We start from the raw sequence: 14,850 nt of genomic DNA on the forward strand, positions 1-14,850 counted from the left end.
CACGCACGTCACGTCCTGGCTGCACGCCCTGGACGCGGCCGGGGCGCAGAAGCGGACCCGTGCCCGGATGCTGTCCACCGTCTCCGCGTTCTACGGCCACCTCCTCGACGACGGCGTCGTGGCCGGCAACCCGGCCGCGCTCAACCGCAGGCGCCTCGGGCTCTCCGGTGGCTCCCGCGACCCGTCGCCGACGGTCCGGCTGACCGCGGCCCAGGTCGCGGCCCTGCTGGACTCGGCGGCCCGGTTGCCGCACCCCACCCGTCACCGCGAGCTCTACGCCCGGCGCGCGGTCGCCGTCGTCGCGCTGCTGGCGCTGGGGCTGCGGGTGTCCGAGGTCGCCGGGCTCGACCGCGACGACCTCGTCGTGTCCGGCGGGGAGCGGCTGCTGCGGGTGCCGGGCAAGGGCGGGGTCCGGCGCGAGGTGTACCCGACCGGCCACGCCGCGGACGCGCTCACCGCCTACCTCGCCGAACGGGACCGGACGTCGGGGACGGCCGCCCCCGCGCGTCGCGGGCGCGGCGCCGCGCCGTCGTCCCCGCTGCTGGCCACCCGCGACGGCGGACGCTGCAGCCGTTTCGCCCTCTACACGCTGCTGCGACGGGTCGCCGAGCTCGGCGGCCCGGAGCTCGACGACGTCGCGGACCGGGTGCACCCGCACGCCCTGCGGCACGCCTACGTGACGATCGCGCTGGAGAACGGGGCGCCGATCCAGCACGTCGCGGCCGACGTCGGGCACGCCACCGTCGCCACCACCCAGCACTACGACCGCGGCCTGCGCACCCGCGGCTCCAGCGCCGCCGACGTGGTCGCGGACGCGATCGGCGGGTCGCCGGGTCCCGCCGACGGCGACCCCGGGTCCACGCCACCGGTGGCACCGGACTGAGACACGTCCCCGCCGCAGGGTGTCCCCGGGGCCCGGATCACGGCACGATCGCCGCAGGACCGCGCACCCACCGGAGGATCGATGACGGCCACCGACACCAGCCCCGCCGCCCGCATGATCGGCGCTCTGGACTCCCTCACCGTCGACCACGAGCTGATCGCCGACGGCGCCACCGCCTGGCACAACTTCGACAACCTCGACATGGCGCTTCTCGACACCTTCGAGTCCGTCCGCACGATCCGGACGAAGGTCCCGGACTTCCGGTTCACCGACGTCCGGACCACCGCGCCCGGCGACGACGGCGTCTCCGTCGCCCGCTACACCTTCCGCGGCACCCTGCCCGACGGCGCCGACGTCGCCGCGCACGCCTGCCTCGTCGTGCACACCGAGGCCGGGCGGGTCACCCGGATCGAGGAGTACCTCGACACCGCCCAGCTGGCCCCGATCCTCGCCCTCCTCGCCTGAGACGGCCGGTTACGACGTGGCGGTGGGGTGGATCAGGCTCGCGCCCGTGCCGTCGGCGGGGGCGTGGCGCGGACCGTCGACGACCTCGGCCCCGAGCCGCAGGCCCAGGCACTCGACCTCGACCCGGGTCCCGGTCACGGCCCGCTCGGTGGGCAGCCACACGTGCGCGATCGACTCTCCCACGGTGTGCCCGACCGCAGCGCTCGCGACGTGCCCGAGCACCCCGCCGTCCCCGCCGGCGGGGGCCGGGACGCCCGAGTCGGAGTCCACGAGGACCGGGCCCCGGGACCGGCGCGCGGCCGGGACGTCGTAGACCGGCTCCTGTCCGAGCAGGACGGCCTGCGGGTGGTCGAGGACCAGCGTGACGAGCGAGCGGGCGGGCGGCCCGGCGAGGCGGCGGCGGGCCAGCGCGGCCCGGCCGACGAACGGGCCCTTGTCCATGTCCACAGCGGAGCCGAGACCGCAGGCGTCGGGATCGTGCTCGGCGCTGATGTCCGCGCCTCGGAGGCAGTGGCCCGTCTCCATCCGCAGCGACGAGAACGCGTGCCATCCGGCGGCGACCAGGCCGTGCCGGGCGCCGGCGACGAAGAGGGTGTCCCACAACGCCTCCCCGTGCTCGGCGGCGGCACTGAACTCCCAGCCGTACTCCCCCACGCGGGAGGTTCGCAGCCCGGTGACCGGGACCGGCCCGACCGAGAACTCGGCCGCCTCGGACGGCCCGAGGTGCTGCGCCCCGCCGGGCACCAACCCGTCCAGGATCTCGGGCACCTTCGGGCCCCACAGGCCCAGCGCGCAGGTCTCGTCGGTGACGTCGCGGATCGTCACACCGGGCATCGTGTGCGAGCGCAACAACCCGACGTCGAGACGGCTCGTCATCCCCAGCTCGAACCGCTGCGGGCCGAGGCGGGTGACGGTGAGGTCGGCACGGACGCCGGCGGCCTCGTCGAGCATCAGAGTGGAGAGGACGGTACCGACCGGTCGGTCGATCCGGCTGGTCGTGAGGCGCTCCAGGAACTCACGGGCGCCCGGGCCGGTGACCTCGACGCGCCGCCACCGCGAGAGGTCGAAGAGCCCGGCCGCGCGGCGGGTGAGCAGCGCCTCCGCGCCCGTGACCGGGGACCAGTTCCGGGCCGCCCGGCCGCGGCGCCGGGGCGTCTCGCAGACCTCCGGCAGGGCGGCGTTCGCCTCGAACCACAACGGACGCTGCCCGCCCGCGGCGTCGCCGAACACGGCGCGCAGCTCCACCTGCCGCGACCCGAACGCACCGGGGCCCACCGGGCGCGGGTCGAACCGGTCCAGGTGCGCACACGACAGATCGATCGGCTCACCGCCGACGGCGGGACGACCGGTCGTCATCCACTCCGCCATCGCCTCCGCGACCCCGGCCGCGTGCGTGCTCCGCACCGCCTCCGCCGACCAGAACCCGGCCAGGTCGGGGTGCTCGCCGAGCAGCGGCAGCCCGTCCGGCGAGAACGGGAGGGCGCTCTCGATCTCCTCCTCGCACGTCGCGTCGGCCAGCCCCGGCAGCAGGGCGAGCGCCGCGTCCCAGGACGGGCCGACGTCCTCGGTCACGAAGGCCCCGATCCCGATCCGGTCGCCGTGCTCGCAGACGTCGAGGTCGGCGTCGCGGTGGCGCAGGATCGGCAGCGACGGGTCGGCGCGGCCGGTCAGCGACTCCAGCGCGTGCACCGCGTCCAGCGCGGCGACCGGGGAGGTGATCACGTACCGGTGGACCACCGGCACCAGCGGGATCGTCAGCCCGGCAAGCGCGCCGACCAGCAGGCCCCGCGTCCCCGCGCAGGAGACCACCATGTCGGCCTCGAACCGCTCGCCCGCCGACGTGTGCACGCTCCGGACCCGCCCGCCGGACCGCTCGATCCCGGTGACCCGCCGGTGCCCGAGGAACGTCGCGCCCCGCGAGGTCGCCGCCCCGGCCTGCGCCCGCGCCGCGACCACCGGCGAGACGAGCCCGTCGCCGGGGACGTACAGGCCTCCGAGGATCGTCGACGGGTCGATCAGCGGGTGCAGCGTCGCGCACTCGGACGCGTCGACGATCCGGGACCCGGTTCCGGACGCGGCGGCCCGGCCGTGGCGCCGGTGCAGGTCGGTGAGGCGCTCCGGGGTCGTCGCGAGCTCCAGCCCGCCGACCGGGCGGAAGGCACCGGAACCGTTCAGCGTGGTCCGTGCGTAGGTGGCCGCGGTGGCGTCGGCGAGCCGGGTCATCGTGCGGTCGCCGGTGGCGCGGAACAGCATCCCCGGGGCGTGCCGGGTGGACGCGCCGGTGGCCGGCAGCGGCCCCTCGTCGAGGACGGTGACGTGCGCGCGGCCGCGGCGGGTGAGCTCGTCGGCCAACGCGCACCCGAGGATGCCGGCGCCGATGATGACGATGCGGGGCTGTGTGGCCATGGCGTCGCTCCTGCTGCGTTCCGGCGTTGCCACCCGGGCGAGATGACCCGCCCTCGGGGCGGGTGCGACACACGGGAGAGGCCGGGGCCGTCGTGGAGCCAGCGGCGTGTGTTGCTCTACGGGCAACGATTTTCTTCTGTACGCAACACACTGGCCGCCATCCGGAACGCCTGTCAAGAGGGCTCGTCAGCTCCGTGGCGCGACGATGCCCTGGTCGTGCCGCAGATCCACGGAGGACGGTCAAGCTTCGATGAGAGGCAGAGATGAGCGTTGCGTTCAGCGCAACGCAGGTCCCGCTCTCAGCCGTGTCCGGTGCCCTCGGAGCTCTCCCGCTGCCGGGCCCTGGCGTAGGCGGCGGGGGTCTCGCCCAGCGCCGACCGGAAGTCGCGGACCAGGTGCGCCTGGTCGGCGAAGCCCAGCTCGCGGGCCACCTCGGCCCAGGACACGGACTCGCCGGCCCGCACCCGCTCGGCGGCGTCGAGCAGCCGGTAGCGCCGCAGCACCCACGTCGGGGAGACACCGGCGTGGGTGCGGAACAGCCGTTGCAGCGACCGCACGCCGATCCCGGCCGCGTCGGCGAGCTGCTCGACGCGGCGCAGGCTCCGGTCGGTCTCGGCCAGTCGCGCGACGCCGGTGACGTCGCGGGCGGCGGCGACCCGGTCCGGGTCGGCGCGTTCCAACGACGACGTCAGCGCGGCCGCGAGGATCTCCACCCGCCGCGCCTCGTCCCCGGTGGACGTCGCCGCCGCCACCAGCTCCGGCCCGTCCAGGCCGAGCGTCTCGACGCCCACGACGCGGTCGGTCACGTCCTGGGCCGGGACCGCGAGGAACGCGCCGATCCCGCCCGGGGCCATCCGCGCCCCGACCGTCCAGCCGCTGCGGCGCAGGACCCGGTTCGACAGCTCCCGGGTGACGCCGTGGACCCCGGCCTCGATCCGCTCCGGCTCGTCCTCGGCGCTGCCGACGGTCACGTTGACGCTCGGGTGGGTCAGCACGGCCTGGGTGTGCTCGACCCCGTCCGGCAGCGACCAGCGCACCGCCCAGAACCGGCCCACCAGGCCGTTCAGCGCACCGTGGGCCGGGTACCGGTTCAGCGACGCGTTCCGGGACAGCCGGACCGGCCCGACGATCCCGCGGGTGTCACCCTGCAGCGGGTGTGTGCCGGTCATCTCACCGGGCGGGGCGGCGGACCGGGACGCAGCAGTCGACGGCGCAGGGCGCGCCGTTCGCCGTGCACCCCGCGGACGGGACCGTGCCCAGCCGCCGCGCCGGGACGCCGGACACGTGCTCGCCGACCAGCTCGACGACCATGTCGGCGAAGCGCGGGTCCGGGCCCGCGGTGGCGGCCCGCGCCAGGCCCATGCCCAGCTCGGTCGCGTGCTCGAGCGCCTCGTTGTCCAGGTCCCACACCACCTCGACGTGGTCCGAGACGAACCCGACCGGCGCGATCACGACGGCCGGGACGCCCTTGGCGTGCACCGTGTCCAGGTGCTCGACGATGTCCGGCTCCAGCCACGGCACCTGCGGCGGGCCGGACCGCGACTGCCAGACGACGTCGAAGTCGTCCACCCCCACCTGCGCCGCGACCAGGGCCGCGGCCTCGGCGACCTGGCGCGAGTAGCGGTGCCCGCCCTCGGACGGACGACCGGCGGCCGCGTCGGCCGAGGTCGGGATCGAGTGCGCGGTGAACACCAGCCGGGCGCCCTCGCGCTGCCCGGCCGGCAGCCGCGCCCACGCCGCGCGCACGGCGTCGGCGTTCGCGGCCACGAACTCCGGGTGGTCGAAGAAGTGCCGCAGCTTCACCAGCTCCGGTGCGTCCTCCCCGACCGCGTCCCGCGCCCGGGCGATGTCGTCGTGGTACTGGCGACACGCCGAGAAACCCCCGTAGGCGCTGGTGGCGAACACCAGCGCGCGCCGCATCCCGTCCCGCGCCATCTCGGCGACGGCGTCCTCGGCGTAGGGCGTCCAGTTGCGGTTGCCGAAGTACACCGGCAGCTCGGTCCGCGCGGAGATCGCCGCGATCAGCTCCCGGTTCCGGGCGTTGATCGGCGAGACGCCGCCGAAGTGCTGGTAGTGCACCTCGACGGCGTCCAGACGCTCCGGGGGCACGCCGCGCCCGCGCACCACGTTCTCCAGGAACGGGCGGACCTCCTCCGGGGCCTCGGGGCCGCCGAAGGAGAGCAGCAGGATCGCGTCGTAGGTGGCGGAGTCGGGCATCCTGCGATTACACACCCACGGCGTGGAACCCGCCGTCCGCCCACACCATCGAACCGGTCGTGGCCGGCAGCCAGTCCGAGAGCAGCGCGCACACGGTCTTCGCGACCGGCGTCGGGTCGGCGACGTCCCAGCCCAGCGGGGCGCGGCCGTCCCAGGCGTCCTCGAACGCGGCGAAGCCGGGGATCGACCGGGCCGCCATCGTCCGCACCGGACCGGCCGCGACCAGGTTCACCCGGATCCCGTCCGGGCCGAGGTCGCGGGCCAGGTAGCGGGTCACCGACTCCAGGGTGGACTTGGCGACGCCCATCCAGTCGTAGGCCGGCCAGGCCTGGCGGTTGTCGAAGTCCATCCCGACGATCGAGCTGCCCGGCCCCATCAGCGGCTTGCAGGCCATCGCGAGCGACTTCAACGAGTACGCGCTGACCTGGATCGTCGTCGCGACGTCCTCCCAGCTGGCGTTGAGGAACGCGCCCTCGCCGAGCGCCCCGGGCGGGGCGAAACCGATCGAGTGCAGGACGCCGTCGAGCCGCGGCTCGTCACCGAGGTGCTCCGAGATGCGCTCGGCCAGCGAGTTCAGCTGGCCCTGGTCGGACACGTCCAGCTCGACGACCGGCGCGGGCTGCGGGAGCCGCTGCGCGATCCGCTCGACCAGGCGCATCCGCCCGAAGCCGGTGAGCACGACCTGCGCGCCCTGCTCCTGGGCGATCTTCGCGGCGTGGAAGGCCAGCGAGGCGTCCGTGATCACCCCGGTGATCAGCAGCCGCTTGCCGTCGAGCAGTCCCATGATGTCCCTTCTGGAGAGTTCGGTGGTGAGACGAGACGGGCGCGACACCGGCTGTACCGATGTCCGCTCCGCACGCTCCGCTCAGTGCCCCATGCCCATGCCGCCGTCGACCGGGATCACCGCGCCGGTGACGTAGCCGGCGTCGGGCGAGCCGAGCCAGGTCACCGCGGAGGCGACCTCGGTGACGTCGGCGTAGCGCGCCAGCGGGATCTGGCCGAGGATCTCGTCGCGTCGCTTCTCGCCGAGCGCGCGCGTCATGTCGGTGTCGACGAAGCCCGGCGCGACGACGTTGGCGGTGATCCCGCGGCTGCCCAGCTCGCGGGCCACCGAGCGGGCCAGCCCGATCAGCCCGGACTTCGAGGCCGCGTAGTTGACCTGACCGGCCGAGCCGGAGAGCCCGACCACCGACGACACGAAGATCATCCGGCCGCCCTTGGCCTTGAGCATCCCGCGCGAGGCGCGCTTGGCCACCCGGTAGGCGGCGGTCAGGTTGGCGTCCACGACGGAGGTGAACGAGTCCTCGCTCATCCGCATCAGGAGGCCGTCGTCGTTGATCCCGGCGTTCGACACCAGCACCTCGATCGGCCCGTGTGCGGCCTCGGCCTCGGTGAAGGCGGCGTCGACCGAGTCGGCGTCGGTCACGTCGCAGTGCACCGGCAGCAGGCCCTCGGGCAGCCCGTCCTTCCCGGAGCGGTAGGTCACCGCCACCTGATCACCCTGCTCGGCGAACGCGTTCGCGATCGCGAGTCCGATTCCGCGGTTTCCTCCGGTCACCAGCACGCTGCGTCCCACGCGGGAGAACCTAACGCACCGGCCGCGCCCGGGGCCGACCCTGCGAGCAGCCCCACCGAAAGTCCACGCCCGACCGCGCGGGTGCGCAGCCGGCTCAGCCCCGTCCCGGCGGGTGATCCGGTCCGAAGTCGATCCGGTCGAACAGCGCGGCCAGGCGGGCCTGGCGTGCCGGCCGGCCGGTCCCGGCCCAGGAGATCCGCCCGAGCAGGTGCTCGCGGAAGGCCGGGTGCCCCTCGGCATTCTGTGCGTCCGGTCCGGTCCGGGCGCAGTTGTGCAGCAGCGCACGCAGGTCGTCGTAGTCGCGCCGGGACACCGCGGGGTGCTCGTTCACGACGAGCCCGGTGATCCGCTGACGGCGGTGCGCGGGCATGATCCGCGTCTTGTCCGGCCGCACGTCGAAACCCTCGTCGGCCGCGATCTCCCCGGCCCGGCGGAGCAGGCCGTGCACGGGGAGGTCGGCCTCGCCGGAGAAGACCAGGTCGTCGGCGTAGCGGGCGTACCGCGCCCCCACGGCGGCGGCCAGGCCGTCCAGGCGCCGGTCCAGGCCGTGGGCCAGCACGTTGGCGACCGCGGGCGAGGTCGATGCGCCTTGGGGCAGGTGCGGCAACGCGAGCCGGTCGAGCAGCCGGCGACGGGTCTCACCGGGCACGCCGGGCGCGCGGCGCAGCACCTGCCGCGGGGTGCTGGTGACCAGCATCCCGGCCAGCACGGCGGCGACCGCGGCCGGGTAGCCGGCCGTGCGCAGCAGCCCGGCGATCCGGGCCGGGCCGATCCGGGAGAAGAAGCCCTCGACGTCGACGCGCAGCACCATCGCCCGCCCGGCGTGCACGGCCGCGAACGTGAGCGGCGACCGTCCGCGGACGTAGCCGTGCGCGCCCGGGTGCACCGGGATCCGCTCGAGCACGCGGCGCCCGATCCGCCGCTGCAGCTCGGCCAGCCGGGGCGCCGGGGACTCCAGCAACCGGGGCGCACCGGAGGGCCCGACCCGCCAGGTGCCGCGGTAGTGGTGCAGCGGGCCCTCCGGCGCGCGCCGGAGCCAGCCGCCGGGGTCGGCGAACCACTCCGCCTCCCCGTCGCGCAGGTCCAGGTGCCGGGCCAGCGCCTCGACCGAGGGCCACGGCTCGACGCCCCAGCGCCACGACGGCTCCGGCTCGGCGGGCACCAGCCGCCTGCGCACCGCCAGCAGCACGTCGATCTCGTCGAGGAGCTCGGCGTGGGTGCCGCGCGGGGCCTTCGGCCAGCGCTCGACGAGCCGTTCCGCCAGCCCGGACGCCCGGTCCCCGAGACGGTCCGCCAGCGCGGCGGTCAGCGGCCCGGTGTCCCACCGGACGCCCAGGAGGTCGCGTAGGACGCCCTCGGCCTCCTCACTCACCGGGCGCCGCCCGTCCGGTACCCACGCGGGAGATGCAGCGGCGCGCGACCGACCCGTGTTCCCGTCTGCCGAGCGCCCAGGTTCCTGCCGGGCAGGCGGACGCGCGCGGGACGCCATGCCGTGCAGAGAAGGTGCACCCCGGGGTTGCCCCGGAGTCGCGATCGCCGACGGGGCCGGGTCGCCCCGGCCCGCCGGATCGCCCACTCGTCCGAGCGCCGCTGCATCACCGAGAGGCTAGCCGGACGGCCGGGGCGGCAGACCCGTCAGGGCAGTCTCCGGCCCAGCAGGATTCCGGCGCCGAGCCCGAGCACGAGCAGCAGCACGCCGCCGACCAGCCAGGGTTTGCTGGCGTCGACCTCGCGTTCCTCGTAGCCGAGCTGCTCGGACAGGTCGGCGTAGACCTGTTTGAGCTCGCCCTCGGTCGCGGCGGTGAAGAACTGGCCCCCGGAGAGCTGGGCGATGCGTTCCATCGCCGCGTCGTCCACGGCGACCGGCGTGCGGCTGCCGTCGAGGTCGATCGTGCCGTAGCTGGTGCCGAACGAGATCGTGGAGACCGGGATCTGGCGTCCCGCCGAGTCCTTGGCCGCGGTGAACGACCCGCGCGGCTCGTTCTCCCCGTCCGGGCCCGGCACCGTCTGAGTGCCGTCGGAGAGCAGCACGATTCGTGCCGGGGGCGGCGCGCCGGTCTCGTCCGGGGCGCCGCCGAGCGAACGGGAGAACGAGTCGATCGACTGCAGCGAGGTGAAGATCGCCTCGCCGGTGGCGGTGGACTCGGCCAGCTGCAGCCCGTCGACGCCGCGCTTGACGGTGCCCCGGTCGGTGGTCGGCGAGACCAGCACGGCCGCGGTCCCGGCGAACGAGACCAGACCGAGGTTCACCCCGGGCGTGAGCTGGTCGGCGAACTGCTTCGCCGCCGCCTGGGCGGCCGCGAGACGGGTCGGGGCGACGTCGGTCGCCTTCATCGACAGCGACACGTCGATGATCAGCATGACGGTGGCCCGGTTGCGCGGGACCTTCGCCGTGGCCTGCGGGGCGGCCAGCGCCACGGTCAGCACGGCCAGGGCCAGCACCATCGCGACGGCCGGGACGTGGCGTACCCAGCCCGGACGGCGCGGGGCGACCGTCTCGAGCAGCTCCAGGTTCGTGAACCGCACGACGTCGCGACGGCGGCGGCGCAGCAGCACCACGTAACCGGCGGCGAGCGCGGCCACCACGAGCAGGCCGAGCAGCCACCATGGGCTCGCGAACCGCATCAGCGCCCCCCGCCCGACCAGGCGTGCTTGCGCGCCACGGCGAACCGGACGATGTCGGCGACCCAGTCCGAGTCGGTGCGCAGCGTCAGCTGCGCGCACCCGCAGCGGCGCAGAGCCTCGGCCACCCGGTCCCGGTGCGCGGACGCGGCCGCGGCGAACTCGCGGCGCAGCAGCGGCGTGGTGTCGACCTCGCGCTGACGGCCGGTCTCCGGGTCGGCCAGCACGACCGTCCCGACGTCGGGCAGCTCCAGCTCGCGCGGGTCCACGATCTCGATCGCGAGCAGCTCGTGCCGCCCGGACAACGCCCGCAGCGAGCGCTCCCACACCGGCTCGCCGAGGAAGTCCGAGATCACCGCGACCAGCCCGCGCCGCCGCGGCGGACGGCGCAGCTGGTCCAGCGCACCGGTCAGGTCACCGCGCGCCCCGACGGTCTCGGTGGTCGGCCCGCTCAGGCTGCTGTCCGCCGCCCTCGGCGTGGCCGCCACCCGCCGGACCAGTCCGCGGGCGTGGGCGACCCCGGAGCGCGCGGGCAGCCGCAGCGTCGTCGCGCCGGTGGTCGCGACGGCACCGATCCGGTTCCCGCCGCCGCTGGTCAGGTGCGCGACGGCGGTCAGCGCGGCCAGCGCGAGACGGCGCTTGTCCAGGTCGGCTGTGCCGAAGTCCAGGCTCGGTGAGAGATCGACCGCGACCCAGGTCTCGAGCTCGCGGTCGGCGACGGTCTCCCGCACGTGGGGGGCTGTGGTGCGGGCGGTGACGGCCCAGTCCATCCGCCGGACGTCGTCGCCGGCCTGGTATGGACGGGCCTCGCCGGGCTCGGAGCCGGGGCCGGGCAGCAGGCCGACGTGGTTGCCCTGCAGCAGGCCGTCCAGGCGGTGCCGGACGGTCAGCTCCAGGGCGCGCAGGCTCGCCTCGAGACGCTCCGGTCCGGCGGTCCGGTCCGCTGCGGGGCCCGCCGCTGCTGCGGGGGGCACGCTCGCGACCTGCTCGACCCCGGGCTCGGGGCCGGTGGTCACGCCGGGCCACCCGCCGGGTACCCGCCCGCCGTCGCGCCTGCCGGGGCCGGCGCCGCAGTCGCGCCGGGTCGGGCACTGACCTGCGGCAACGGCACCGTCTGCAGCACCCGGGAGACGAGGTGGTCCACCGGTACCTGGTCGGCGACGGCGTCGTAGGACAGGACCAGGCGGTGCCGCAGTACGTCCGGGGCGACCTCCAGCACGTCCTGGGGCAGCACGTAGTCCCGCCCGCGGACCAGTGCCAGCGCCCGGGCGGCGGCCACGATGCCCAGCGACGCCCGCGGCGACGCGCCGTAGGCGATCCAGCCGGCCACGTCGGTGAGCCCGTGCTCGGCCGGGGTCCGGGTCGCGACGACGAGCCGGACGACGTAGTCGACGAGCGCGTGGTGCACGAACACCGTCTCGGCCGTGCGCTGCAGCCGCACCAGGTCGGTCGGCTCGAGCACCTGCTGGGCCACCGGGGGCCGCGCGCCCATCCGGTAGATGATCTCGCGCTCCTCCTCGACGCCCGGGTACTCGATCAGCAGCTTGAACAGGAAGCGGTCGCGCTGCGCCTCGGGCAGCGGGTAGACGCCCTCGTTCTCGATCGGGTTCTGCGTGGCCAGCACGAGGAACGGGTCCGGCATCGGGAACGTCTTCCCGCCCAGGGAGAGCTTGCGCTCGGCCATCACCTCGAGCATCGCCGACTGCACCTTCGCCGGCGCGCGGTTGATCTCGTCGGCGAGCACGAAGTTGGCCACGACCGGGCCGAGCTCGATGTCGAACTCCTCGCGTCCCTGGCGGTAGATCCGGGTCCCGAGGATGTCGGCGGGGACCAGGTCGGGGGTGAACTGCAGGCGGGAGAACGAGCCGCCGACGACGGTCGCGATCGTCTCCACCGCGAGGGTCTTCGCCACCCCGGGCACGCCCTCCAGCAGCAGGTGCCCGCGGGCCAGCAGGCCGACCAGCATCCGCTCCACCAGCCGGTCCTGCCCCACGATCACGCGTTTGACCTCGAACACCGCGCGTTCGAGCTGCTCGGCGTCGTGCGCGGGGGTGGCGGCGCCCGTTCCGGCGCCGTCGGTGGTCCCGGCCTCGGGTCCGGACGAGGGTTGCGTGCTCACGGTGTCATTTCACCGCGCACACCGTGTGAGCCCGGTGAAGGGGTCCCACTCCCCCGACGATGACCCGGCCGGGAGCACCCGCCGTGGCGTCTCGGGGCATGGCCGATCGCCGGGAACCCGGTGCCACGGTCAGGCCCGGCGCCCCCACGCCGTGATCATCGGCGAGGTGGCGAGGTCGGGAACGCGCCCGGCCGCGAGGTTGTCCAGGTGCTCGTCGACCTCGGCAGCGGTGGCGATGCCGCCCTCGATCAGCCGGTCGCGGATCTGCTCCACGGTCGCGATCTCGAGCGTCGTGCAGGCGGGACCGGTGATCGGGAAGTACGCGTCGGCGCCGACGTCGCGCAGGCCGAGCTCGCGCAGCCGCCGGGGAAGGGTGCGCCCGTAGGCCAGGTCCGCGGCGCGGCCGGCCATCAGCTCGCGGAAGCCGTGCCGCAGCCGGTTCGCGAGCTGCTGCTCGGGCCCGTACTCGTCCGGGCACAACAACGGCTGCAGCCCCGGGTCGGCCTCCTCGACCACGAGCCATCCACCCGGACGCAACGCCGCGACCATCGACCGCAACGCCTCGTCGCGCCGCGGGACGTGGGTGAGCACGAGGCGTGCGTGCACGAGGTCGAGGTCCCGGGCCGGGGGCGGCTCGACACCGACGTCGTGCCGCACGACCCGCATCTGGCCGGGACGGTCGGTGGCCTCCAGCCACGACGTGTCGATGTCGCTGACGACGACCTGCCCGCCGGGGCCGACCTGGTCGGCCAGCCGGTCCGGGACGCTACGGGCACCGGCGCCGGCCTCCCAGCACCGCCATCCGGGGCCCAGCCCGCGGGCGGTGAGGTGGCGGAACGTGGACGGGTCGAACAACTCCGCCAGCGCCGCGAACCGGGTACCGGCCTGCGTCTGCCGGTTGTCGAGCAGGTATCCCTCGTCGGCCACGCGACGATTCTGGCCCTACCCCCGGGCCCCGGGTGTCCGGGCCGTCATCGGCCTCCCACCGGAACGGGAGCGGGCCCGGTGGTTCCGCGGTCATCACCGGGCCGGCGGTGAGGCTATGCGGGGACGGCGGCGTCGACGGGGACGGCGTTGTCGACGAGGACGGCGGCGATGGCGGCGGCGGTGGGGAAGGACTCGCGGTCGAGGACCCGGGAGCGGACCGAGGCGCCGTCGAGGAGCAGCGCCAGTTGCTCGCCAAGCTCCTCGGGGTCGGTCGCGCCGGCCTCGCGGGCGGTCTCGGAGAGCCGCGCGGCGATCGCGGTCTTGTAGTCGCGTGCGCACAGGGATGCGGGGTGTCGGGGGTCGTGGAGCTCGACGGCCGCCGCGATGTAGGGGCACAGGGGCGTCGACGCGGGCATGTCGAACGCGGCGAGGAGCCGTTCGCGGGGTGTGAGGTCTGTGCGGTCGAACACTCCGGGCATGACGTGCGGGTCGAACCGGCGCAGGTACTCGGCGACGAGCTCGTCCTTGCTGGTGAAGTGCTGGTAGGCCGTGCGCTTGGACACCTGGGCCACAGCGCAGAGCTGGTCCATGCCGGTGCTGCTGATCCCCTGATCGCGGAACAGCTGCTGTGCCGCGCCGAGGATGCGTTCGCGTGCGCCCCTGCCGCGGCGCCGGCCCAGAGGGCCCTTCTCCGGCTCCGTCATGCTTCCAGCCTAGACCGTTGGGTACGAACCGGTCTACATAGCTTGCCCTCCGACCAGACGTCGCCTACGTTAAATACACAGTTCGGTTTACCCAAGAGTGGTTCGTCGACGACGGATCGACGCCGCGGGAACGGGAAGAGAGCACACCTCATGGGCAGCATCACCCTCATCGGCACGGGGAACATGGCCCGCACCATCGGCACGCTCGCGGTGGTGGGCGGCAACACCGTCGAGGTCATGGGACGCGATCAGTCCAAGGCCGACGACCTGGCCAAGGACCTGGGCGGTAGCGCGACGACGGGCGAGTGGGGCGCCGTCCCGGCCGGGGACATCGTCATCACGGCCCTGCTGCACGACGGTGTCGTCCCGGTGGTCGCCGAGTACGGGGACGCCCTCGCGGGCAAGGTCGTCGTCGACATCAGCAACCCCTTCAACGCCACGTTCGACGGGCTGACCCACAGCGAGGAGACCTCGATCGCACAAGAGGTCGCCAAGGTGGCCCCGGCCGGCACCGGCGTGGTGAAGGCCTTCAACACCATCTTCCGTAACGTCCTGGAGAACGGTCGGCCGGACGTTTTCATCGCCGGCGACGATGCGCAGGCCAAGGCCGCCGTGGCGGCATTCATCGAGAGCCTCGGACTGCGCCCGCTGGACGTCGGCGGCCTGACGATGGCGCACTGGCTGGAAGGAATGGGCGTGGTCACCGTGGGCCTCGCCGGCAACGGGGTCGGCCACGGGGACTTCGCCCTCGGCGTCAGCGAGTTCACCGGCTGAGCCACGGACCGAGCAGTCGGCGGACCGGGGCGCCGCCCGCCCAGACGATGATCGACGTGCGATAGCCCTTTCAGCTCGAGGACTGGATATCCGCTCGTCCAGGCGCTAATATAGAACACATGTTCGATACACTGACCGGGTCGGTGGGCGCCGGGGC

General features: G+C 74.6%; 14 protein-coding genes. 3 read left to right on the forward strand and 11 right to left on the reverse strand.

Going from position 1 to position 14,850, the window contains the following annotated elements; genetic code table 11:
- Positions 1-883, forward strand: an 883-nt coding sequence (locus I4I78_RS20315; protein ID WP_218613026.1) for a tyrosine-type recombinase/integrase, incomplete at its 5' end; no start/stop codon positions are given.
- A gap of 81 nt (positions 884-964) precedes the next feature.
- Positions 965-1,348, forward strand: coding sequence for a nuclear transport factor 2 family protein (locus I4I78_RS20320; RefSeq protein WP_218613027.1), 384 nt, complete (start codon positions 965-967; stop codon positions 1,346-1,348).
- A 9-nt stretch (positions 1,349-1,357) separates the two neighbouring features.
- Here I4I78_RS20320 and I4I78_RS20325 read toward each other — a convergent pair whose 3' ends face one another.
- The 11 genes from I4I78_RS20325 to I4I78_RS20375 form a co-directional block, all read right to left on the reverse strand.
- Positions 1,358-3,754 carry an FAD-dependent oxidoreductase gene (locus I4I78_RS20325; protein WP_218613028.1) on the reverse strand — a complete coding sequence of 799 codons (2,397 nt, stop codon included), beginning with the start codon at positions 3,752-3,754 and terminating at the stop codon, positions 1,358-1,360.
- A 299-nt stretch (positions 3,755-4,053) separates the two neighbouring features.
- Positions 4,054-4,923: an AraC family transcriptional regulator gene (locus I4I78_RS20330; RefSeq protein ID WP_218613029.1), complete on the reverse strand. Its 870-nt coding sequence runs from the start codon at positions 4,921-4,923 to the stop codon at positions 4,054-4,056.
- Between the two features lies 1 nt (position 4,924).
- Positions 4,925-5,971 (reverse strand): ferrochelatase, encoded by a 1,047-nt coding sequence (locus tag I4I78_RS20335; protein WP_218613030.1) that lies wholly within the window; start codon positions 5,969-5,971, stop codon positions 4,925-4,927.
- A 7-nt stretch (positions 5,972-5,978) separates the two neighbouring features.
- A complete protein-coding gene (gene fabI / locus I4I78_RS20340; RefSeq protein WP_218613031.1) occupies positions 5,979-6,755 on the reverse strand; it encodes an enoyl-ACP reductase FabI in 777 nt (258 codons plus the stop codon).
- Between the two features lie 81 nt (positions 6,756-6,836).
- On the reverse strand, positions 6,837-7,547 hold the full coding sequence (fabG, locus tag I4I78_RS20345) for a 3-oxoacyl-ACP reductase FabG (protein WP_218613032.1): 711 nt from the start codon (positions 7,545-7,547) through the stop codon (positions 6,837-6,839).
- A gap of 94 nt (positions 7,548-7,641) precedes the next feature.
- Complete coding sequence (locus I4I78_RS20350; protein ID WP_308252245.1) at positions 7,642-8,919, reverse strand: reverse transcriptase family protein; 1,278 nt, start codon at positions 8,917-8,919, stop codon at positions 7,642-7,644.
- Positions 8,920-9,182: 263 nt separating this feature from the next.
- A complete protein-coding gene (locus I4I78_RS20355; RefSeq protein WP_255567153.1) occupies positions 9,183-10,172 on the reverse strand; it encodes a VWA domain-containing protein in 990 nt (329 codons plus the stop codon).
- The gene (locus I4I78_RS20360; protein ID WP_218613039.1) at positions 10,172-11,143 is read right to left on the reverse strand and encodes a DUF58 domain-containing protein; all 972 of its coding nucleotides are present in this window, start codon (positions 11,141-11,143) and stop codon (positions 10,172-10,174) included. The genes I4I78_RS20355 and I4I78_RS20360 overlap by 1 nt, the downstream gene beginning before the upstream one ends.
- A gap of 38 nt (positions 11,144-11,181) precedes the next feature.
- Complete coding sequence (locus tag I4I78_RS20365) at positions 11,182-12,288, reverse strand: MoxR family ATPase (RefSeq protein WP_218613034.1); 1,107 nt, start codon at positions 12,286-12,288, stop codon at positions 11,182-11,184.
- A 129-nt stretch (positions 12,289-12,417) separates the two neighbouring features.
- On the reverse strand, positions 12,418-13,215 hold the full coding sequence (locus I4I78_RS20370; RefSeq protein ID WP_218613035.1) for a methyltransferase domain-containing protein: 798 nt from the start codon (positions 13,213-13,215) through the stop codon (positions 12,418-12,420).
- A gap of 113 nt (positions 13,216-13,328) precedes the next feature.
- On the reverse strand, positions 13,329-13,919 hold the full coding sequence (locus tag I4I78_RS20375) for a TetR/AcrR family transcriptional regulator (protein ID WP_218613036.1): 591 nt from the start codon (positions 13,917-13,919) through the stop codon (positions 13,329-13,331).
- 150 nt (positions 13,920-14,069) lie between these two features.
- Here I4I78_RS20375 and I4I78_RS20380 point away from each other — a divergent pair, with 150 nt between their 5' ends.
- On the forward strand, positions 14,070-14,693 hold the full coding sequence (locus tag I4I78_RS20380; RefSeq protein ID WP_218613037.1) for an NADPH-dependent F420 reductase: 624 nt from the start codon (positions 14,070-14,072) through the stop codon (positions 14,691-14,693).
- The last annotated feature ends 157 nt before the right edge of the window (positions 14,694-14,850 follow it).

The sequence above is a fragment of the Pseudonocardia sp. KRD291 genome (assembly GCF_019263595.1).
In the GTDB taxonomy this organism is placed as follows: domain Bacteria; phylum Actinomycetota; class Actinomycetes; order Mycobacteriales; family Pseudonocardiaceae; genus Pseudonocardia.

Coding starts and splice junctions, on each gene's coding strand:
- I4I78_RS20320 (WP_218613027.1), top strand. CDS start 965: ATGACGGCCACCGACACCAGCCCCGCCGCCCGCATGATCGGCGCTCTG.
- I4I78_RS20325 (WP_218613028.1), bottom strand. CDS start 3,754: ATGGCCACACAGCCCCGCATCGTCATCATCGGCGCCGGCATCCTCGGG.
- I4I78_RS20330 (WP_218613029.1), bottom strand. CDS start 4,923: ATGACCGGCACACACCCGCTGCAGGGTGACACCCGCGGGATCGTCGGG.
- I4I78_RS20335 (WP_218613030.1), bottom strand. CDS start 5,971: ATGCCCGACTCCGCCACCTACGACGCGATCCTGCTGCTCTCCTTCGGC.
- fabI (WP_218613031.1), bottom strand. CDS start 6,755: ATGGGACTGCTCGACGGCAAGCGGCTGCTGATCACCGGGGTGATCACG.
- I4I78_RS20355 (WP_255567153.1), bottom strand. CDS start 10,172: ATGCGGTTCGCGAGCCCATGGTGGCTGCTCGGCCTGCTCGTGGTGGCC.
- I4I78_RS20375 (WP_218613036.1), bottom strand. CDS start 13,919: ATGACGGAGCCGGAGAAGGGCCCTCTGGGCCGGCGCCGCGGCAGGGGC.
- I4I78_RS20380 (WP_218613037.1), top strand. CDS start 14,070: ATGGGCAGCATCACCCTCATCGGCACGGGGAACATGGCCCGCACCATC.